The 20,435-nt window shown below is 70.4% G+C and carries 14 protein-coding genes and 3 pseudogenes; 10 read left to right on the forward strand and 7 right to left on the reverse strand.

The annotated features are described in order from the left end of the window. Positions 1-12: 12 nt before the first annotated feature. From ACFYO0_RS07610 to ACFYO0_RS07630, 5 genes and pseudogenes are all read right to left on the reverse strand, one after another. The gene (locus ACFYO0_RS07610) at positions 13-315 is read right to left on the reverse strand and encodes a hypothetical protein (RefSeq protein ID WP_388672149.1); all 303 of its coding nucleotides are present in this window, start codon (positions 313-315) and stop codon (positions 13-15) included. A gap of 155 nt (positions 316-470) precedes the next feature. Continuing rightward, the gene (locus ACFYO0_RS07615) at positions 471-1,508 is read right to left on the reverse strand and encodes a hypothetical protein (RefSeq protein WP_388672152.1); all 1,038 of its coding nucleotides are present in this window, start codon (positions 1,506-1,508) and stop codon (positions 471-473) included. Positions 1,509-1,809: 301 nt separating this feature from the next. After that, the gene (locus ACFYO0_RS07620; RefSeq protein ID WP_388672155.1) at positions 1,810-2,628 is read right to left on the reverse strand and encodes an SDR family oxidoreductase; all 819 of its coding nucleotides are present in this window, start codon (positions 2,626-2,628) and stop codon (positions 1,810-1,812) included. Positions 2,629-2,733: 105 nt separating this feature from the next. Continuing rightward, a complete protein-coding gene (locus ACFYO0_RS07625) occupies positions 2,734-3,552 on the reverse strand; it encodes an SDR family NAD(P)-dependent oxidoreductase (RefSeq protein WP_388672158.1) in 819 nt (272 codons plus the stop codon). 151 nt (positions 3,553-3,703) lie between these two features. Beyond that, a pseudogene (locus tag ACFYO0_RS07630) lies at positions 3,704-4,312 on the reverse strand (oxidoreductase); the annotation flags it as partial. Positions 4,313-5,460: 1,148 nt separating this feature from the next. Here ACFYO0_RS07630 and ACFYO0_RS07635 point away from each other — a divergent pair. The 10 genes and pseudogenes from ACFYO0_RS07635 (at position 5,461) to ACFYO0_RS07680 (ending at position 17,794) form a co-directional block, all read left to right on the forward strand. Continuing rightward, on the forward strand, positions 5,461-5,901 hold the full coding sequence (locus ACFYO0_RS07635; protein ID WP_119106775.1) for an Lrp/AsnC family transcriptional regulator: 441 nt from the start codon (positions 5,461-5,463) through the stop codon (positions 5,899-5,901). A gap of 51 nt (positions 5,902-5,952) precedes the next feature. Further along, on the forward strand, positions 5,953-8,922 hold the full coding sequence (locus ACFYO0_RS07640) for an aminotransferase (protein WP_388672162.1): 2,970 nt from the start codon (positions 5,953-5,955) through the stop codon (positions 8,920-8,922). Between the two features lie 477 nt (positions 8,923-9,399). Beyond that, positions 9,400-9,549 (forward strand): annotated as a pseudogene (locus ACFYO0_RS07645) (AbfB domain-containing protein); the annotation flags it as partial. A gap of 88 nt (positions 9,550-9,637) precedes the next feature. After that, positions 9,638-9,859 (forward strand): AbfB domain-containing protein, encoded by a 222-nt coding sequence (locus tag ACFYO0_RS07650; protein ID WP_388672165.1) that lies wholly within the window; start codon positions 9,638-9,640, stop codon positions 9,857-9,859. A gap of 217 nt (positions 9,860-10,076) precedes the next feature. Further along, the gene (locus tag ACFYO0_RS07655; protein ID WP_388672168.1) at positions 10,077-10,694 is read left to right on the forward strand and encodes a TetR/AcrR family transcriptional regulator; all 618 of its coding nucleotides are present in this window, start codon (positions 10,077-10,079) and stop codon (positions 10,692-10,694) included. Positions 10,695-10,958: 264 nt separating this feature from the next. Then, entirely contained in the window at positions 10,959-12,539 is a 1,581-nt protein-coding gene (locus tag ACFYO0_RS07660) for an ABC transporter substrate-binding protein (protein ID WP_388672171.1), read from the forward strand. Between the two features lie 126 nt (positions 12,540-12,665). Then, positions 12,666-14,093: an amidase gene (locus ACFYO0_RS07665; RefSeq protein WP_388672174.1), complete on the forward strand. Its 1,428-nt coding sequence runs from the start codon at positions 12,666-12,668 to the stop codon at positions 14,091-14,093. After that, the gene (locus ACFYO0_RS07670; RefSeq protein WP_388672177.1) at positions 14,090-15,139 is read left to right on the forward strand and encodes an ABC transporter permease; all 1,050 of its coding nucleotides are present in this window, start codon (positions 14,090-14,092) and stop codon (positions 15,137-15,139) included. Before ACFYO0_RS07665 ends, ACFYO0_RS07670 begins: the two co-directional genes overlap by 4 nt. Beyond that, positions 15,129-16,970, forward strand: a complete 1,842-nt coding sequence (locus tag ACFYO0_RS07675) for a dipeptide/oligopeptide/nickel ABC transporter permease/ATP-binding protein (protein WP_388672180.1) — start codon at positions 15,129-15,131, stop codon at positions 16,968-16,970. The genes ACFYO0_RS07670 and ACFYO0_RS07675 overlap by 11 nt, the downstream gene beginning before the upstream one ends. Continuing rightward, the gene (locus ACFYO0_RS07680) at positions 16,970-17,794 is read left to right on the forward strand and encodes an ABC transporter ATP-binding protein (RefSeq protein ID WP_388672183.1); all 825 of its coding nucleotides are present in this window, start codon (positions 16,970-16,972) and stop codon (positions 17,792-17,794) included. Before ACFYO0_RS07675 ends, ACFYO0_RS07680 begins: the two co-directional genes overlap by 1 nt. Positions 17,795-17,857: 63 nt before the next feature. Here the strand turns inward: ACFYO0_RS07680 and ACFYO0_RS07685 are convergent. Together ACFYO0_RS07685 and ACFYO0_RS07690 are read right to left on the reverse strand one after the other, a co-directional pair. Further along, positions 17,858-18,051 (reverse strand): annotated as a pseudogene (locus ACFYO0_RS07685) (transposase); the annotation flags it as partial. Positions 18,052-18,347: 296 nt separating this feature from the next. After that, positions 18,348-20,402, reverse strand: a complete 2,055-nt coding sequence (locus tag ACFYO0_RS07690) for an acetoacetate--CoA ligase (protein ID WP_388672186.1) — start codon at positions 20,400-20,402, stop codon at positions 18,348-18,350. Positions 20,403-20,435 lie beyond the last annotated feature (33 nt).

Here is a 20,435-nt window from a genome sequence, read left to right on the forward strand (position 1 = left end):
CGCCCGCTTGCTTCAGTTGCAGGGTGCCCTCAGTGTGTCGTCGTCCGGGACGCAGCCCAGGACCCAGGTGCGCAGGTCGGTGCGGAGGTGGTCACCCAAGACGTGGGCCGACTGCGCGAGAGTCGGCGACTGCGCCTTGAGGCGGTGGTTCAGCGGCATGGTGTCGCGCCGACTCTCGACGTAGTCGAGCAGAACGGCGGTCGGTGAGGTCCACAGTGGCTCGTCGTCGGGCCGGGCCTCCAGCAGGGCGCGCCAGTGGTCGTGTGCTTCCGGGTCCGGGACGGTGGCTTCCTTGCCGGAGCTACAGACCGACATCGCACGGTGCCGCAGGACGTCCGGATCGTCGAAGGCGTATCTGCCGGCGGAACCAGAACAGGTACGGAGGCGGGCCGTATCGGCCCGCCTCCGTACCTGTCCCGTCTGTTCGCCCGTGTCGTCCACTGTGCGGTCGGCACAGCGTGTGGTCGCCGCTAGGCGGTCGCGTGCTTGCCGCTGGTCCGGCGGGCAGCGGGGCTGTGGGTGAGGATGCTGCGGAGTTCGGCGGTCTGCTTGTCGATGGCCTGGGGGCCGTTGCCGGTGAGTAGTCGCACGGACGGCTCGTAGGCCGTTTGCGGGGCGGACATGTTGAGGGAGGACGCGACGGTGAAGCCGGCTTCCTTGATGGCCACGTCGACGAAGTAGGGGAGCCGGGTCTTGCTGCCGGGGACGTGCGGGTAGAGAAAACTCAGCGCGAACAGCTCGCCCAGCTTGGGGACGGTCGCGATGGGGGCGGCGAGGAACGGATTGTCCTTCACCGGGTAGGCGGCGCCCTGCGCGTCGATGCGCTGCCGGGTGGAGGTCACCGCGATGGGCGCGTGGCAGATCAGCGAGATGGTGACGCCGTTCTCTCGGGCCACGTGGAGGGTTTCGCCGAGCCACGGGTTGTCACGGAAGTCGACCATGGGGGCGTGACCGCCGGGGGTGTGGATGAACTCGAAGTCGGCGAGGGTGAACGCATCGGCCGCATCGCGGTGGCGCAGGACGAGGTCCTGCAGGGAGTGGAAGGTGCCCTCGGGCAGCTTGTCGAGGCGGCGGATCAGTTCGGGGCGGTACTCGGCGAGCTCCGGTTCGCTGTTGGGCAGTAGCTCGGAGACCGGGATCCGGCCGATGTGCCGCTCCAGCAGCCGCACTTCCTGCTCGCGGCGGGCGACCAGCTCGGGGTGGCGCTGCCGGAAGCCGTTGACGTCGAACGAGCGGCCGCGCTGCTGCCTGCGCAGGGGGATGGTCTTGGCGCCGATCTTCTCGATGTAGTGCATGGCCAGGGCCATGCCGTTGATGTCGAGTTGCGGGGCGTTGCCGTCGGGGGTGGCGAAGGTGAACTCGTAGTCGTTCTCGAACTCCTTGAGCATCTGAGCCATCTCGACCAGGAAGAATCCGGTCGAGATGGACTTGACCTCGGTCGGCTTGGCCAGCGGCAGCTGGCGGCCGGACGAGATGATGATCAGTGCGCGACGCTTGGTGGTGGGCATGACGGGGCTCCCTTCAGTGGGCCTCGATGGCGTGGGACGGGTGGGCCCGTCTGGCCCACTCCTGATTGTGCTGCTGTTGGTTGTGCGGGGCGAGTTGCCCGGGCTGCCGGCCGAGAGGCATCCGCAACGGGGCGGCATGGCGCTTGCGGAAGCAGGTGACGCCGAAGGTGCTTGGGCGGGGAAGGACCTGCTGCCTGCCGGTGCAGGAGCCTGGGCGGGTGTGCCGCCCGGGCTCTCTCAGGTGCCGGCGGTGCGGGTGCACGCCGTGGTGTGGGCGTGTCACGGGTGGGCCGGGCGTTTTCTACTTGCCTTCCGCGGCCTTGGACACGTGCGCCCACTCGGCCCAGGTCTCCAGGCGCTGCTGGTAGACCTGCGGTGCCATCTGAGTCGGCGCCTCCCCGAAGAACACGCGCAGCGGCGGCTGCTCGGAGTCGACGATCGTGAGGATCGCGGACTTGAAGCCGACCGGCTCCGGGAGTACGACCTGCGCCCGCCGCGCGGCCATGTTCTCGTGCAGAGCCGCGTACGCGGGATGCGCGTCGGCGACGATGGCGGATGCACCGGACCAGTCGGTGGCGAAGCCGCCGGGTTCGACCAGGGTGACCTTGATGCCGAAGCCGGCGACTTCCTGAGCGAGTGCGTCCGTCATCCCTTCCAGCGCCCACTTCGACGCATGGTAGGCACCGAGGGTCGGAAACGCGACGATGCCGCCCATGGTCGAGATCTGGATGATGTGGCCAGCGCGCTGCTCGCGCAGGATCGGGAGGACCGCCTGCGTGACATGGAAAACGCCGAACAGGTTCGTCTCGATCTGGTCGCGCAGCTGCTGCTCGGTGATCTCCTCGACCGTTCCGAAGAGCCCGTAGCCCGCGTTGTTGATGACGACGTCGATCCGCCCGAACGTCTCGTGCGCGGACTTCACCGCAGCGAACACCTGGTCGCGGTTGGTGACGTCGAGCTCGACCGGGAAGACGGCGTCGCCGTACTGCTCGACCAGGCCACTCAGAGTGTCCGTGTTGCGGGCGGTCGCTGCGACCTTGTCGCCACGCTCGAGGGCGCCGAGGGCGAACTCGCGGCCAAAGCCTTTCGACGCGCCGGTGATGAACCAAACTTTGCTCATGATGTAAACCTCCTGTTGGTATGGGCGGCGGTAGCTGCCCGCAGCTCCACGGTCACTGGTGGGCCGCATAGCCCGACGTGCCGTGGCCCGCGGGCCGGACGTTTTCTACTTGCCTTCCGCGGCCTTGGACACGTGCGCCCACTCGGCCCAGGTCTCCAGACGCTGCTGGTACACCGCGGGCACCCACTGGGAGGGCTCCTCGCCGAAGAACACGCGCAGCGGCGGCTCCTCGGCGTCGACAAGCTGGAGGATCGCACCGCCAACACCCTCGGGGCCGGGCATCTGGGCGGCGGCGCCCATCTCGTTCAGCGACGCGTGCAGGGGGCCGTAGGCGTCCCGGCGGTGCGCGGTGAAGACCGCCGAGCTCGCGAAGTCGGTGGCGAAGCCCCCGGGCTCGATCACCGTGACCTTGATACCGAAGGCCGCGACTTCCTGGGAGAGCGCCTCGCTCAGGCCTTCCAGCGCCCACTTGGAGGCGCTGTAGCCGCCCGTGCCGGCGAAGGTGGCCACCCCCATGGCCGAGGAGATCTGGACGATGTGGCCGCTGCCCTGCGCACGCAGGACGGGCAGTATCGCCTGCGTGACGTGGAAGACGCCGAACACGTTGGTCTCCAGCTGGTCGCGCAGTTCCTGCTCGCCGAGTTCCTCCACGGCGCCGATCAGGGAGTAACCGGCGTTGTTGACCACCACGTCCAGCCGCCCGAACCGCTCCTTGGCCGCCGTGACGGCCTCGAACACCTGCGCACGGTCGGTGACGTCCAGACGCAGCGGCAGCACCGCGTCACCGAACCGTTCGACCAGGTCGGTCAGCGCTTCGGTGTTGCGGGCGGTGGCCGCGACCCGGTCGCCGCGCTCCAGGGCGGCGAGGGCGAACTCGCGGCCGAAACCGCGCGACGAACCGGTGATGAACCAGACCTTGCTCATGACGTGAACCTCCTGTGGGGATGGACGGCCACCCGAAAGCGGGATGGCTATCCCGATTGACTATACGGGATGAACGTCCCGCTTTCGACGGCTGTGGAGTCAGGCGACGGCAGCGATCCACAGCCCCACGCTCAGCGGCCTTGCACTGCTGTCACCCGGAGTCGGACTCTCGACTCAGGGCCTGGATCTCCTGCGGGAAGCTCGCCCCGGCGGGCTCCTCCGACGCCGTCCACAGGCGGCGGGCGGCCACCGGGTTGCCGGCCGCGGCCGTGCGGCCCACGAGGGTCGGGGCGCCCTTCGACTCACCGCGACCGTCGGGGCCGACGTAGCTCGCGCCCGGAAGGTCCTGCGTCGCCGCGTACAGGGCCGGCAGTGCGCCGTCCTTGTCGTCCCGGGCGAGGAACTTGTTCGTGATCTGCACAATGGCGCGGGCGAACGGATTCGCTATGTGGGTCGCGAGGTCGGTCGCCGCGTAGCCGAAGTGCGCGGCCGTGGCACGGACCGGGGGCCGCCTCGGTCAGGCGGCGCTGGAGTTCGAGCGTGAACAGCAGGTTCGCCAGCTTCGACTGGGCGTAGGCGCGCTGCGGGGTATAAGACCTCGTCGGTTCAGGTCGTCGAAGTCGATCGTGGCGTCGCCCCAGCGGCGGGCCGAGGACGCGAGCGTGACCACCCGGTCCGTGACGTACGGCAGCAGCAGGTTCGTCAGGGCGAAATGGCCCAGGTGGTTGGTGCCGAACTGCATCTCGAAGCCGTCCCGCGTCAAAAATGAGCGTTGATCGGCAAGGACCGCCAAGATCCTCAATGGACTCATAATCCGTCGGCCGTGGGTTCGAGTCCCACCCGCCCCACCTTTACAGGGCTCTGACCTACGGAAACGTATCAGCGGGCGTGCGGATTCAGGACCTTGGGGGTACGGACTGAATCCGCTGCTCGCGAGTTCGACTCCGTTGTCGTCAGCGTTGGTTCGAACCGCTCTGAACTGCGTAGATGTGGTTGTCCGGTGTCGGGGTAGGTCTCCGCGGGTGGCGTGTACGAGGCCTTGGACGCCGGATTCGGGACGTTGGCAGGACACGAGGATTCGGAAGTGCTGTCTGGCGGTCTTCGAGTACGCCCCTTTTGCCGGGGCCGGCGGGTGAGTACGGCCGTCCACCCGAGCGCGTCGTGCCCCGAGCTGAATGCCGGGAAAGCAGCTCAGTCCGACAGCCTCCTCGCGGACTCCTGAGTCCACGTCCAGGTTGTGCGCAATGCTGCGGATTGACCCCTGTAGCGCGTGCGTTTGCCTCGTGGTTGCCCTCGGCGCAGCGGGGGGGGAGCCGGGGGAGCCGGGGGAGGGGCGTCCACGGGGGCCGGGGCCCAGGTGGAACACACTGAGAGTCGCACGTGTGTCAGGCGTCTCGTCAGGGGCGGCGCTGCTGCTCGCGCCCACCGGAACGGCCGCCGCCGCGCCGCACCGCTGCGCTGCAAATCCGCAGCCCACCGACTCCCACCGGCACCCCCGGCCGCCCACACCTGCCCGGTCTGTCAGGGCATCTTCACCACCAACCCCCGTCTGCGGCAGGTCTATTGCTCGCCCAACTGCCGACGCGACGCCGAGAAGCAGCGCAATCAGGAACGCGATGAACAACGGGCCGTCCGCCTCGGCGAACAACAGGCACGAACGGCTCCGGCAGCCACGAGTGTTCCTGCACGACCGGCGGAAGTCCTGACCCCCATAGCCGTCCGGAACTGCCCGCACTGCGACCAGCCATCACCATCGTCGCCCTGCTGGCAACCCCCGAAGCGACCCGGCCCTCTATCGGCCCGATTCGCTCGATTCCATCGTCATCACACTTGAATCGAGCGCATGGATCCGGCATGGTGCTTGAAACAAGCGCAACGCCTGCCGTTCACGCAGGAGAGAGGTGCTGCATGGACGACATCGACCGGGCCATCCTGCGGGAGCTGCAGGTCGACGGCCGGATCCCTTACGCCGATCTGGGTCCGAAGGTGGGGTTGTCACCGTCGGCCGCGAGGCTCCGGCTGCAGCGGCTGATCGACACCAAGGCGGTCCAGGTCGTCGGAGTGACCGACCCGATGACCATGGGCCGGCAGACGATGGCACTCCTGGGCTTGCGCATCGACGGCGATCCCCGGGCGGTCGCCGATGAACTGTCCCGGCACGACGAAGTCGTGTACACGGTCCTGACGGCCGGCGGCTTCGACCTGTTCGCGGAGGTGGTGTGCCCTCAGCCCCGGGATCTTCTGGACTTCATCAACGACGTCGTGCGGCCCGTCGAGGGTGTCGCATCCGTGGAGAACTTCCCCTACTTCGCGATTCACACCCACCGCTTCTTGTGGCACGTCGACTGAGGCATCCGAGCGTCCGAGCCCTGTTTGCCCGCACCAGCCGAGGAACCCCGCATGCTGCCCGACGAGTACCGCACGATCGACTTCTTCACCGAGGACGCCCTTCCCGCACCCCGCATGGCGCCGGCCGAGGCTGAGCTCATCGCTGCCGAACACCTCGGCATCACTGCTCGCGCGCAGGCGCTGGGCAGCCAGCAGGACGCCAACTTCCTGCTGCACGCCGAGGACGGGACGCCCGCGGCGATTCTGAAGATCGCCAATCCAGCCTTCGGCACGGTGGAGATCGAAGCCCAGGACGCGGCAGCCGACCTGATCGCCTCGGCCCGCCCGGAACTGCGCATCGCCACGGTCCTGCGCCGCCCTGACGGCTCCCCGTGGCGCACGACGGTGGACACCGAGAACGGTCCGGCCGTCGCGCGCCTGCTGTGCTACCTGCCCGGCGGCACGCTCTCGGGGCCACGGCACCTGTCCCCCGGCACCGTGGCGGGCATGGGCACGATCGTCGGGAAGGTCAGCACCGCCCTGCGCGACTTCCGGCACCCGGGCCTCGACCGCGTGCTCCAGTGGGACCCGCAGCACGCCGATCGCGTCGTCGCCAAGCTCGCCGGGCACATCGGCGAACCCGACCGGCGCACCGCCGTCCAGACCGCGACCGCCGAGGCCTGGGCACATGTCCACAAGCTCGCCGCCACGCTGCCGCTGCAGGCCGTGCACCTGGACCTCACCGACGACAATCTGATCCGCTGTCCCGACAGCCGTCCGCCCATGCCGGACGGGGTCATCGACTTCAGTGACGTGACCACCAGTTGGGCGGTCGGCGAACTCGCCGTGTCCCTGTCCTCGATGCTCCATCACGACGGTATCGAGCCTCACCACGTGCTGCCGGCCGTCCGCGCCTTCCACGCCGTTCGGCCGCTCTCCGCCGAGGAGGCCGAGGCGGTGTGGCCGCTCGTGGTCCTGCGCGCCGCCGCCCTGGTGGCCAGCGGGTGGCACCAGGCCGCCGTCGACGAGGACAACGTCTACGCCAAGGCCGCGCTCGACCGCGAATGGCGCATATTCGAACAGGCCACCGGGCTGCCCCTGCCGGTGATGATCCGCCTCATCAGGGACGCGACCGGCATGGCCGACATGCCCGCCCGGACCGCGCGCGCCGACGCACCGGTGCGCCCTCTCCTGCGGGACCTCGCCGCCGACGACATCACCCTCCTCGACCTGTCCACCGAAGCCGATTCCATGGACCACGGAGCCTGGATGGACGCGGGCACCGAGGCCCGGCTGGTGACTACCGCGCTCGCGGACGGAGCGGCCGCCGTCGCCACCCGGTACGCCCATGCGCGACTCACTCGGACACCGGCGCTGTCGGCGGTGTCCACCGCCACGGTGCCCACCGGAATCGACCTCTGGCTCGGCCGGGATGCCGTGGTGCAGGTGCCCGCCGCGGGGAAGGTCCTCGCTGCGGCGCCGGGCCACGTGGAGCTCACCTGCGGCGCGCAGGCGCTGTCGCTGTCCTTCCCCCGCGTGGCCCAGCCCGTGGTCACCACCGGTGCGACGGTGCAGGCGGGCGAGGACATCATCCACCTCCGCTCCGGTGCCTCGGTCCACGTTGCGCTGCGCGACGCCGACGGCCCCGCTGCCCCGCGCCTGGTCCGTCCCGAGTACGCCGTCGGCTGGCTCGCGCTCACCGCCGACCCCGCCCCGCTCCTCGGCCTCCCGGCCGACTCCGACCGTACGCGCGAGAGGGACCTGCTCGACCGGCGGGACGCCGCGTTCGCCACCGTGCAGGAGCACTACTACGCCAACCCTCCGCGTATCGAACGTGGCTGGCGTCACCATCTGCTGTCCACCGACGGCCGGTCGTACCTCGACATCGTCAACAACGTCACCCCATTGGGCCACGCCCACCCCCGCGTCGAGCAGGCGGTCTCCCGGCAGTTGCGGCGGCTCAACACCAACTCGCGCTTCCACTACGCCTCCGTGGTGGAGTTCACCGAGCGCCTCGCCACCCTCCTCCCCGACCCTCTGGACACGGTGTTCCTCGTCAACTCCGGTTCGGAAGCGGTGGATCTGGGTCTTCGCCTGGCCATCGGGGCCTCCGGCCGGCCCGACGTCGTCGCGCTGCGCGAGGCGTACCACGGCTGGACGTACGCCTCCGACGCGGTCTCCACCTCGCTCCAGGACAACCCGAACGCCCTGGCCACCCGCCCGAGCTGGGTGCACACCGTGGACTCGCCCAACTCCTACCGCGGCCGCCACCGCGGGTCGGATGCCGTGCGCTACGCACCCGAGGCCGTCGCGGTGATCGACGGACTGGCCGCCGCCGGCCGCCCGGCGGGAGCATTCATCGCCGAGACCTTCTACGGCAACGCCGGAGGAGTCGCCCTTCCCGACGGCTATCTCGCCCAGGTGTACGCGTCGGTACGGCGTCACGGCGGCCTGGCCGTCGCCGACGAGGTCCAGGTCGGATACGGCCGCCTGGGACGCTGGTTCTGGGGCTTCGAGCAGCAGCGGGTCGTCCCCGACATCGTCTGTGTCGCCAAGGCCATGGGCAACGGACACCCCCTCGGCGCCGTCATCACGTCCAAGGCGGTCGCGGACCGGTACCGCGACCAGGGCTATTTCTTCTCCTCGACCGGCGGCAGCCCCGTCTCCAGCGTCGTGGGCCTCACCGTCCTGGACGCCCTGCGAGACGAAGACCTTCAGGGCAACGCGGCGCGCGTCGGCGGCCATCTGAAGAGCCGGCTGGAGGCACTGGCCGACCGCTACGGCATCATCGGCGCCGTCCACGGCTCGGGCCTCTACCTCGGCCTCGAACTCGTCCGGGACCGCGTCGGCCTGGAACCCGCCACAGAAGAGACCGCCGAACTCTGCGACCGCATGCTCGACCTCGGCGTGATCCTCCAGCCCACCGGAGACCACCTCAACATCCTCAAGATCAAGCCACCGCTGTGCATCGACACCACCGCAGCCGACTTCTTCGCCGACATGCTCGACCTGGCCCTCACCCAACTCGGTCACTCCCGCTGACGCCGCACATCCGGAGGCCCGTGGCCCGGCGGCGTGTACGGCATCCATCCGAGCAGGACGGCGAAGGCCAGGAGGCGGCGTAGTCGTGGCGGACACGCCGCCTCGGGACGCTGCCACGCCTCCATCGGCTCCACGGATGTACAGCGACGGCTCCTTCCGGCTGCGGGCGTAGTGCCCGGCCCGCCCTCACCTCCAGTAGCGTCAGGCCCTCGCGAGTAGCGTCCGGTCCTTCGGGCGTGTCCATGCCGAAGTCGGAACTCTCAGGGGGAGGTAGGCGGGTGGGGTGCCGTCGGTGGTGGTCGAAGCCAGCCTCGAACCCCCGCAAGAGGGAATCCAACCTCTGGGCCGCGCCGCACGGAGAGCACAGCCGGGTGCTCCTGGTGCGGCCCACCGGTCGCGGTCATCGAGGGCTGGCGGGCCGGGCAGGCTCGCCGCGGCGGGTGTTCACCGCTTGAAGCGAGGCGGTCTGCGATGGGGCCGGCCGGACTCGCCGACTCGACTTGGTCGTCCATCCAGTCGTACAACCACCCGCACCGCTATATCCGGCACTACGTGTACGAGCTGCGGCTCGACCCGATCACCAGTGCGGCGGGGCGCAGCGACGCCACCTTCCGCTTGACGAGCTGACCCGACCGGGGTGCCGGCGCCTCCAGGAGAGCGCCGACACCCCTTTTTTTCTGCTTCCCAAGGCGGTGGCGGTCGACGGTGTCGGCTGATGGCGGTCCGGTGGCCGGTACCAGCCACCAGGGGCGACAACCCCGGCGCCTACGTGAGCCAGTCCGGCCGACTCGGCATCCTGGTCCCGGTCGGCGCCACCAGCTCCGCGGCCACCCGGCAGGCGGCCACCTTCACCTTCGTTCCCGGCCTGGCCGACCCCCGCTGCTACTCACTCGGGGAAGACGGCGCTGAGCTTCCCCTTCTCCTGTGGAGAACGTGACCGGCGGGGTATGCGGGGGTCATGGCTACCCCGGTGACCGGCCCAGGACGATCCGCTCAACACCAGTCGCTTAGGCTGGTTCCTTGTCGCCGGTAAGGAGGCGCAGGCTGCGGCAGCGTGCGCTCGCCGTCCGTCCGAGGGAGGCGTTCGCGTGGCAGTTGCTGGGGGCCGGTCGACGAAGCGGCTCCAAAGGGGAACTCTTTCCCAGGGGCTCATCGTGGGGACTGCGCTGCGGATCCTCGACGAAGACGGGCCGGACGCGCTGACCTTCCAGCGACTCGGCAAGGAACTGTCCTCCTCCGCAACCGCGGTCTACCGGCACTTCGCGAGTCGCGACCACATCATGGTCGCCGTCGCGGAGGAGCTCGACAGGATCTCCCTCGAGGGGTACGAGCCGCACGAGTCGTGGACCGAGTCGCTGCGGGACCTGGCGACCCGTGCCTGGAACACCGCGCTGGACCACCCGGCGGCCGCCGCGCTCTGCATGGGGAGAGTGACCCGAGGCGTTCACGAGTTGCGCGCCGTCGACGCCGTCCTGGAAGCGTTCCACCGCGGCGGCTGGCGCGGCCGGGCGGCCGTCCTGCACTACCAGGCGTTCTCGAACTTCCTCCTCGCTGTTGCGAGCAACAACGCCTGGCGACTCGTCAACCAGCGTTTCGGCACCGAGGTGAACTGGGTGCAGGAGTATCACCCGGCGGACCCTGACGCGTACCCCTACGCCGAGGCGGCCAAGGAGCACCTGCGCAGCATCGACATGACCGACGTCTTCCACCGGCAGACGGACATCCTCCTCGCGGCCCTTGAGGCGGAGGCGGCGACGCTCCCGCGCGACTGACACGTCAGTTTTCGCGGCCACCGCCCAGCAGCGTTTTCGCGGCCGAAAACGGCGGCAAGCGTGGCGCACGCAAAAGATAGTTAACGCTATTGACTACGTCGTTCACTTGGCTGCATCCTCTCCACACCGAGTGCTCCACGGCTCGCTCCCAAGCGGTGTCCACCGAGCGCCGCGCGCACCGCCTCCACCCCGAACTGCTTGCGCTCGTCCCGCCCGATCCCGTGCGACCTGCACAGAGCGCGACATCCCTCTCCAGGAGCACCCATGCGCCAGACCCGTACCCGCGCGGTCCCTGTGACCGCAGCCGTCGCCATGACGGCCGTACTCGCCGGCTGTACCACCACGGGATCGACGTCCGGAGACCCGAGCGGCGGTGATGCCGCCACGGCGACGAAGATCCGGACGACGATCGACGTGCCGGCCGGCTTCGACCCGGCCAAGGCTCTGTCCCTGCCGGACTACCAGCTCGCCCGGACCAGTTACGACACCCTCGTGCGCAAGGACGACGGCGGGCTCGTCGGCGGGCTCGCCACCAAGTGGAAGAACACGCCGACCTCGGCCACGTTCACCCTGCGCGCCGACGCGACCTGCGCCGACGGGACGCCGATCACGCCGACGGTCGTCAAGGGCTCCCTCGACCGCTACATCGACCCGAAGACGGCGGCGCCCGATCTCCCCACGGTCTTCGGCCCCGGCAACACGGTGAAAGTGACCGCCGACGACGCGGCGCGGACGGTGAAGATCACGCTCGCCAGGCCGTGGGGCGACATGGTCACCGGGCTGTCGGTCGCGAGCACGGGCATCGTCTGCCCGGCGGGACTCAAGGACCTCAAGGCACTCGCCGCCGGTAAGGCCAAGGGCTCCCAGTCCGGCCCGTACCTTCTTCAGAAGTCCCAGTCCGGCGTCTCGTACTCATACACGCTTCGCCCGGAGTACAAGGCATGGCCGGCCTGGCGCACGAAGATCCCCGGCAAGGTCGCCGCGACGACGGAGTACCTGGTCTCACCCGACCCCACGGCGACCGGCAACCTCGTGACGAGCGGCCAGCTCGACATCGGGAAGATCGACGCCTCCGGCATCCCGCGCTTCGACGGCGTGGGCGGCCACAGCGTGAGCATCAGCCGGTTCTCCGACTTCTACCTGCTCTTCAACGAACGACCCGGCACGGTCTTCGCGGACGTCGCCACCCGCAGGGCGGTCGCCCAGGCCGTCGACCGCGCCGCCTTCACCAAGGTCGTCTCGAAGGACACGGGTGAGCCGTCGACGATGTTCGTGCAGAAGGGCGTCCCCTGCAACGACCCTGGCTCCTCCTTCCTCGTACCGACGGACAAATCCGCGGCGGCCGCCGTGCTCAAGGGGAAGAAGATCCGTCTCGTCGGCCCGCAGGTCGTCGGGCCCGCCGGCGCCGGTAACCAGTACATCCAGGAGGCGCTGCGGGCCGCCGGCGCGGACGTCACCCTCGCCAACGTCGACGTCGGGGCCTGGGTCGGGACCGTGTTCGGCAAGCCTGACGCCTGGGACCTCACGGTCTTCGCCGACCTCAACTTCCTCGGCAGCCTCGCCAACCCGCTCGGTCACTTCGTGGGCCCGACCGTCCCCGAAGGCGGCGGCAACCTCGGCGCGGTGAGCAACCCCGTGGTGAACAAGGCCTTCGCCCAAGGCGCCGAGGCGACGACCGAAGAGGCCCGCTGCGCCGCCTACCAGAAGGCCGCCAGGGCCCTGATCTCGCAGGTGGACGCGGTGCCGCTGGTCAACGACCCGTTCATCTACGCGCTGCGCAAGGGATTCAGCGCACAGATGCTCGGCGGCTCACTCGACGACCCCATCCTGCGCATCACCGGCTGACGGACAGGCCGCCCGCACGCGGCGGAGACCCATGCGGCCGGACCCGACCGTCCGGCACGGAGAATCCCCGCGCTGTTCCGGTGCCCCGCACCGAGACCCTTGCACCTTTCCGACAGGAGTCCCCTGGTGATCGATCCATTCAGTACCGCTCAGCAGATCGCCGACCTCGTGCGCACGAAAGAGGTCAGCCCGGTGGAGGTGGCCGAGACCTACCTCGACCGCATCGAGCGGATCAATCCCGCCGTCAACGCCGTCGTCTGGCTCGACGCCGACGCCGTGCGCGCGGCGGCCGTCCGGGCCGAGCAGGCGGTGCTGCGCGGCGATCCGCTCGGCCAGCTGCACGGCGTCCCCGTCCCCATCAAGGACCTCAGCTCCGTCGCGGGACAGCCCAACACGATGTCCTCACTGGCGATCCGAGACACCCCTCAGACGGTCACGGACCCCGACATCCAGCTCCTCCTCGATGCCGGCGCGATCCCCCTCGGCCGGACGAACTCGCCGGAGTTCGGCGCTCTGACCGTCTCCGAGAACGCCCGGCACGGCAAGACGCGCAACCCGTGGAACCCGGCGCACACCTCCGGCGGGTCGAGCGGCGGCGCGTCGGCGGCCGTCGCGGCCGGGCTCGCCCCGGTGGCGCACGCCGGCGACGGCGGCGGATCGATCCGGGTACCGGCGTCCGTCACCGGCCTCGTGGGCCTCAAGCCGAGCCGGGGACGCGTGCCCGCGTTCGTCCGGGGCTGGGAACACTCGACGACCGAAGGCGCGATCACCCGCACCGTGCGCGACGCGGCCCTCATGCTCGACGTCATGGGCCGTGCCGACCGGCTCGCCTGGTACAGCGCGCCCGAACCGGGTCGCCCGTACATCGAGGAGGTCGGTGCCGATCCCGGGCGGTTGCGGATCGGCCTGCTCCTCGACGCGCCGACCGGGCTGCCGGTAGACGAGGAGTGCCGCACGGCGGCGCTGACGGCCGCGCAGGCACTGCGCGACCTGGGACACGACGTCGTCGAGGCCCGCCCGAAGATGTTCTCGTACGAGGCGATCATGGGCTTCACCTGGACGATCATCAGTGCCTCCACCTACGCCATCGAGGTCGACGATCCCGACGCGGTGGACCCCTACATCCGGCGCCGCCGGGAAACCGCCCTGGAGGTCACCGCGGGCGACTACGCCCGGACGGCGGCCCGCCTGCAGGCCGAGTCACGCGAGGTGGTCGCCCAGTGGGGCAAGGACTTCGACGTTCTCCTCACCCCGACCACGGCGGTCGTGGCGCCGCCGGTCGGCCCCGTGTACGACGAGGCGAACTCCGACCCGGACGGCCCGCGGGCCACCGAGACCCGGATGGTCTCGTTCACCGCGTTCGTCAACATCGCCGGGCTGCCCGCCATCTCGCTGCCCGTCCATACGACCGCGGACGGACTGCCGGTCGGCGCGCAACTCGTCGGCGCGCCCTACGACGAGGCGACGCTGCTGCGACTCTCGGCCCAGCTCGAACCGCGGTTCCGCTGGTACGAGCGGCACCCGGACGACGCGGCACTCGCGGGGGCGCTGTGAGCGCCGGGTCCGCGGTCCCGACCGGGCCGCTGCCGACCGCACCCGTCCGGCGCGTTCCCCGGCTGCGGCTGCGGCTGCGGCTGCGGCTGCGCGGTGGCTGGGCCGGGTTCGCCGTCCGCCGGGCGGGCGGCCTGCTGATGTCCATGCTGCTGCTCGTCCTCGTGACGTTCCTCATCGTGCCCCTGCTGCCCGGGGACCCGGCGCGGGCGATCGCCGGCACCAACTCGTCCCCGGCCACGCTCGCGGCGATACGCGAACGACTGGGCCTCGACGAGCCGATGGCGACGCGATTCGTCCACTACCTCGGCGACATCGCGTCCGGACGGCTCGGCACCTCGTTCCGGTTCGACACCCCGGTCGCGGACATCGTCGCGACCCGGTTGCCGTACACCGTCCAGCTCGTCATCCCGGCCGTCCTGCTCTCCCTGGTCATCGCCGTCCCGCTGGGCATGACCGTCGGTGTCCTCACCCGTGACGGACGCCGCCGCCGGCTCGGCGTCGGATTCGGCACGGTCGCCGGGCTCCTCGCGTCGGCGCCGGTCTACGTCGTCGCGACCCTCCTCATCGTCCTGTTCTCGATCAGCCTCGGGCTGCTGCCGTCCGGCGGCGCCACGACACCGAGCGCGCTCGTCCTGCCGATCGCCGCGCTCTGTATCGGCCCGGCCTTCGCCATCGCCCGGGTCGTCCGGCAGGAGACGGCCTCGGTTCTCGCCCAGGACTACATGAGGACCGCCCGCGGCCACCGTCTGGGATCCGTGCGTCTCCACCTCCGCCACGCGCTGCCCAACCTCGTGACGAGTGTCCTCACCCTGAGCGGTCTCGTCCTCACGTCCCTGCTCGGCGGGACGATCATCCTGGAGAACGTCTTCACCTACCCCGGGCTCGGCACCGAGGTCGTCCAGGCGATCATCTACAAGGACTATCCGGTGATCCAGGGCATCATCCTCGTCGTCGGCATGCTCGCCCTGCTCGTCAACCTCCTCGTCGACGTCGTCCTCGGGATCGTCGACCCTCGCACTCTTGAGGGAGGTCGGCGTGGCCACTGACGCGACCGTGCGCCGATGGCGCCGCAACCCGTCGCTGCTGTCCGGCGCGGTGATCCTCGGACTGCTCCTCGTCGTCGCTCTCGTGGCCCCGCTGCTGCTGAGCGGTTCCGCCGAGACCCTTACCGACGACGCCCGGCTGGGGCCCGGTGCCGAGCATCTCCTCGGCACCGACGCCTTCGGCCGCGACGTCCTCGCCCGGGCGCTCGTCGCGACCCGGCTCACCCTGCTCATGGCCGCCGCCGCCACCGCCGCCTCGTTCGTCGCCGGCGTCGCGATCGGCGCGCTGGTCCACCTGGCACCCGGGTGGCTGCGCGAGACCTGCCTGCGGCTCATCGACTCGGCGGTGGCCTTCCCCTCGCTCGTGCTCGCCCTCGTCATCGCGGCGGTGCTCGGGCCGGGCATGGGATCCGCCATCGTCGCGATCGCCGTCGCCGGCGTCCCCGGGTTCGCACGGCTGACGGCGAATCTCGCCGCGACCGTCGCGGACAAGGACTACGTGCTCACCGCGCGCCTGCTCGGCGTCCCCGGCCTGCGCATCCTGGGCCGGCATGTCCTGCCGAACATCAGCGGGCCGCTGCTGGTGCTCCTCGGTTCCAGCTTCACCCTGTCCCTGCTCGACATCAGCAGTCTGTCGTTCGTCGGCCTCGGTGTGCAGAACCCGCAGTACGACTGGGGCCGGCTGCTCAACGAGGCGCTGCCGTCGATCTTCGCCCAGCCGTCGGTGGTCCTCGCTCCGTCGATCATGCTCATCTTCACCGGTGTGGGCGCCATGCTCCTCGGAGACGGCGTGGCCTCACTCGTCGACCCGCGAACCCGCGGCACAGCACCCGCACCGGCCAAGACGGCGGACGCGGCGGGACCGGCCGCCCCGGCACAGGCGCCTCAGGCGCTTCAGGCGTCGGGCGGTGCGGGGGCAGTGGCCGGCACGGAGCAGGACGGCCTGCTGACCGTCGCCGGGCTGACCGTGCGGGCCGGTGACCGGACACTCGTCGACGACGTGTCGTTCACCATCGGGGCCGGCCAGATCGTCGGCCTCGTCGGGGAGTCGGGCTCGGGCAAGTCCACCATCGCCATGGCGGTCGCGGGCCTGCTCCCCGAGGGCGTGCGGGCGAACGCGTCGCGCCTTGCCGTCGACGACCTCGACCTGCTCGGAACACCGCCGGAGCGACGCCTCGCGACCGAGATCGGCATCGTCTACCAGGACCCGATCGGCACGTTCAACCCCGCGCTGAGGCTCGGCACCCAGCTCACCGAGGTGGTCAGGGTGCATCTGGGGACGCCCCGGCGCCGGGCCGCGCAGGACATGGTCCGCGCCCTGGCCGACATCCACGTCACCGAGCCGGCCCGGCGGCTGCGCCAGCACCCGCACGAGCTGAGCGGCGGCATGCTCCAGCGCGCCTCGATCGCCTCCGCGATGACGACGAACCCGCGGCTGCTCATCGCGGACGAGCCGACGACGGCCCTCGATGTCACCGTCCAGGCGGAGGTGCTGCGGCAGTTCCGGCGCATCAACCGCGAGCACGGTACGGCGATGCTGTTCATCTCGCACGACATCGGCGTGGTCGGCGTGCTCTGTGACACCGTCCTGGTGCTCCACGGCGGCCGGGTCGTCGACCGGACGACGGGCGGCGACCTGCGCCGGGGGACGGTCACCCACCCGTACACCCGCGCGTTGCTCGCGGCGACGCCCGCCGCGGTCGAGGCCGGTGGAACCCTCAGCGCGGTCCGGTGGACGGCCGACGCGCATGCGGCGCAGCCGAGCGGGGCGTCGTCGGACGACCTTTCCGACAAAGCCGCGGACCGCCCCCCGGCCGCGGAAGGGAGCCGCTGATGTCCGTCACCGCCACCACACCGGACCCGCGGGCGGCCACCCCGCTGCTGCGCGTCGAGGATCTCACCGTCGAGCTCGGCCACGGCGTCGCGGCCCGCAGGGTACTGAAGGGAGTCTCGTTCGACATCCCCCGGGGCAGCACCCTCGCACTCGTCGGAGAGTCCGGGTCGGGCAAGACGACGCTCGCGCGGACACTCGTCGGCGTCCACAGGCCGTCGAGCGGCCGGATCCTCGTGGACGGCGCCCCGCTGCGCACCTCGCGCGGACGGGCGGGAGCCGCGACGGTCCAGATGATTCCGCAGGACCCGTACTCCTCGTTCGACCCGCGGCGCACCGTCGCGCAGTCGCTCGCCGAGGCACTCGATCCGACCCGGGCCAGGGTAAAACCGGTCCGGACCCGGATCGCCGAGCTGCTCAGCCAGGTGAGCCTCGACCCGGACGCCATGGACCGCTACCCGCACGAGTTCTCCGGTGGCCAACGGCAGAGGCTGGCGATCGCACGGGCCCTCGCACCGCGTCCCCGGTTCGTCATCGCCGACGAGATCACCTCGGCCCTCGACCTGACGACCCAGGCCGAGATCCTCAACCTGCTCGCCGATCTGCGCCGCCGGCTCTCGGTGACGATGCTGTTCATCTCGCACGACCTCGCCGTCGTCCGGCACGTGAGCGACACGGTCGCGGTCCTGCTGCACGGGGACCTCGTCGAGCTCGGCCCGACCGGAGCCACCTTCGCCGCGCCGAACCACCCGTACACCGCTCAACTCCTCGCGTCCGTACCGGGTGACCCGAGGTTCCGCCTCGACGACGAGCCGGCCACGGTGTGAATCGACCGGACGCGGTGCGGCTTCCGGCCCGCCGACCGGCCCATGCCGGTCGGCGGGTCGTGTGGCGCTGTGGGCCTGGACCTCGCCGGTCGTCAGCCCCCTTGCCACAAGGGAGATGACCATCTCGTCCACGCCGGACAGTCGTCTCTGCGCTTCTTGGCGATCTTCGGCTCGAACGAGCCGCCCCGATCGCGGGGCACGGCTGTCTCCACTGGGCCGACATCGGTGAGTACGGTCTTGGCGCAGGTGCCGATGCGGAAGTCATCGGGGCCTCCGGCCGGCCCGACGTCGTCGCGCTGCGCGAGGCGTACCACGGCTGGACGTACGCCTCCGACGCGGTCTCCACCTCGCTCCAGGACAACCCGAACGCCCTGGCCACCCGTCCGAGCTGGGTGCACACCGTGGACTCGCCCAACTCCTACCGCGGCCGCCACCGCGGACCGGATGCCGTGCGCTACGCACCCGAGGCCGTCGCGGTGATCGACGAACTGGCCGCGGCCGGCCGCCCGGCGGGAGCATTTATCGGCGAGACCTTCTACGGCAACGCCGGCGTTCAGACAGAGCGGCCACCAGCCCTGGATGATCCGGTGGTGAACTCGGCGGCGTATTCCGCGAACCAGATCAGCATCTCCCGGTGGGTGACAGCGCCTGCCGCGGTGACGTCGGCCGGGTCCGCTCCCTGGAGGATCCGTTTGACGGGCACCTCGAGCTTCTTTCCGGTGAGAGTCCGCGGAACGGCCGGGACGGCGACGATGGTGTCCGGTACGTGGCGCGGGGACAACTCGTGCCGGATCGCGGCCCTGATCCGGCCGCGGACGACGTCGTCCAGTGCGACGCCGGGAGCCGGGACGACGAAGAGGGGCATGACGTAGCCGCCGTCATCGAGTTCGACCCCGATGACGAGACTGTCGGTGATCTCGGGGAGTTGATCCACGACGGCGTAGATGTCGGCGGAGCCCATGCGAACGCCCATGCGGTTGAGGGTGGCGTCCGATCGGCCGGACACGACGACGGTGTGGTCCGCGGAGACGGTCACCCAGTCCCCGTGCCGCCAGACTCCGGGGTAGGTGTCGAAGTAGCTCGCTCGATAGCGGGAGCCGTCGGCGTCGGCGACGAAGTGCAGTGGCATCGACGGCATCGGCGCGGTGACGACCAGTTCACCCTGCTTGTCGATCACGGGGTCTCCGTCGGGGTTCCATGCGGCCAGTGCCACGCCGAGGGCCGGGCACTGGATGCGGCCGGTCCGTACGGGGAGGAGGAGGGATCCGCCGGCCAGCGCGGAGCAGACATCCGTGCCGCCGCACACCGACTGCAGCCAGACGTCGGGCGCGAGGTGGTCATAGACCCAGCGCCAGGTGGACGGTGGCAGGGAGGAGCCGGTCTGCAGGATCGACCGGATCGCGCCGAGGTCGAGGTCGGCGCCGGGGCGGGCGCCGGCCTTCTCGCCAGCGACCAGATAGCCCGCGCCGACGCCGACCAACGTCGCGCCGGTGCGCTCGGCGACCCGCCACGCTCCGTTGACGTCGGGGAAGGCGGGGCTGCCGTCGTAGAGCACGATCGTGGCCCCGTGGAGGAGCCCTGCGACGAGGAAGTTCCAGACCATCCAACTGGTGGAGGTGAGGAAGAGGAACCGGTCGTCGGGACGCACGTCCGCACCGAGACCGAGGGCCTTGAGGAGTTCCACGGCGATCCCGCCGTGGCTGTGCACGATGCCTTTCGGGATGCCGGTCGTTCCCGACGACCACAGGATCCACAGGGGATGGTCGAACGGCACGTCGGTGAACTCCAGGCGGGCGTCCGCGGCGGTCACGGCGGCCAGTGCGGTCCACTCGTGCTGGGCCACGTCCCTGCGTCGCGACCATGTGTCCGAACCTGCCGGAGACAGTCGGTTGACGGTGACGAGGTGCCGGACCGTGGGCAGACCGTCCACGATATCGGCGATCTGCCCACGGCGGTCGTGCTCCTTGCCGTCGTGCCGATAACCGTCCGCGGCGACCAGCACGGTCGGCTGTGCCTGCCGGAGCCGGGCCAGCACGCTGGGGGTGCCGAACTCCGGGGAACACACGGTCCAGACGGCTCCCACTGCCGCGGTGGCGAGCAGGGCGACCACGGCCTCGGGGATGTTGGGCAGGTATCCCGCGACGCAGTCGCCCGGCCCGATGCCGAGATCGCGCAGGGTGGTACTGAGCACGGCGACCTGGTGGCGGAGGTCGGCCCACGAGGTCTCGACCGGTGTGCCGCCCTCGGTGAGGCTGATCAGTGCGGGGTGGGTCGCCGAAGGATGTGTCGAGTGACGTGTCGAGGGATGTGCCAGGCATCGCTCGGCGAAATTGATCCGGGCTCCGGTGAACCACCGTGCTCCGGGCATGGCCGGGTCTGCCAGTACCTCGTCGTAGGTGGTGACCTCGTCGAGGCCGTAGTACTGCCAGACGGCGGACCAGAACGCGGGCAGGTCCGTGATACTCCATTGCCACAGGTCGGCGTAGTCGGTGAACGACAGGCCACGTGTGTGCCCGAGCCATCGGATGAAGCCGGAGATGTTGGAGCGGGCGGCGGTTTCGGTGTCCGGGCTCCACAGCAGGTCGGTGTCGGTGTCGGGTGTCTTCATCGTCGCCTTTCCGGCTCCGGGCGCCCGGACGCG

The sequence above is a fragment of the Streptomyces sp. NPDC006365 genome (assembly GCF_042870755.1).
Classification (GTDB): domain Bacteria; phylum Actinomycetota; class Actinomycetes; order Streptomycetales; family Streptomycetaceae; genus Streptomyces; species Streptomyces xiangluensis.

Excerpts from the sequence above, each read along its gene's own strand:
- ACFYO0_RS07635 (WP_119106775.1), top strand. The coding sequence starts at position 5,461 with ATGGACGACATCGACCGGGCCATCCTGCGGGAGCTGCAGGTCGACGGC.
- ACFYO0_RS07660 (WP_388672171.1), top strand. The coding sequence starts at position 10,959 with ATGCGCCAGACCCGTACCCGCGCGGTCCCTGTGACCGCAGCCGTCGCC.
- ACFYO0_RS07640 (WP_388672162.1), top strand. The coding sequence starts at position 5,953 with ATGCTGCCCGACGAGTACCGCACGATCGACTTCTTCACCGAGGACGCC.
- ACFYO0_RS07625 (WP_388672158.1), bottom strand. The coding sequence starts at position 3,552 with ATGAGCAAGGTCTGGTTCATCACCGGTTCGTCGCGCGGTTTCGGCCGC.
- ACFYO0_RS07620 (WP_388672155.1), bottom strand. The coding sequence starts at position 2,628 with ATGAGCAAAGTTTGGTTCATCACCGGCGCGTCGAAAGGCTTTGGCCGC.
- ACFYO0_RS07680 (WP_388672183.1), top strand. The coding sequence starts at position 16,970 with ATGTCCGTCACCGCCACCACACCGGACCCGCGGGCGGCCACCCCGCTG.
- ACFYO0_RS07610 (WP_388672149.1), bottom strand. The coding sequence starts at position 315 with ATGTCGGTCTGTAGCTCCGGCAAGGAAGCCACCGTCCCGGACCCGGAA.
- ACFYO0_RS07690 (WP_388672186.1), bottom strand. The coding sequence starts at position 20,402 with ATGAAGACACCCGACACCGACACCGACCTGCTGTGGAGCCCGGACACC.
- ACFYO0_RS07650 (WP_388672165.1), top strand. The coding sequence starts at position 9,638 with ATGGCGGTCCGGTGGCCGGTACCAGCCACCAGGGGCGACAACCCCGGC.
- ACFYO0_RS07615 (WP_388672152.1), bottom strand. The coding sequence starts at position 1,508 with ATGCCCACCACCAAGCGTCGCGCACTGATCATCATCTCGTCCGGCCGC.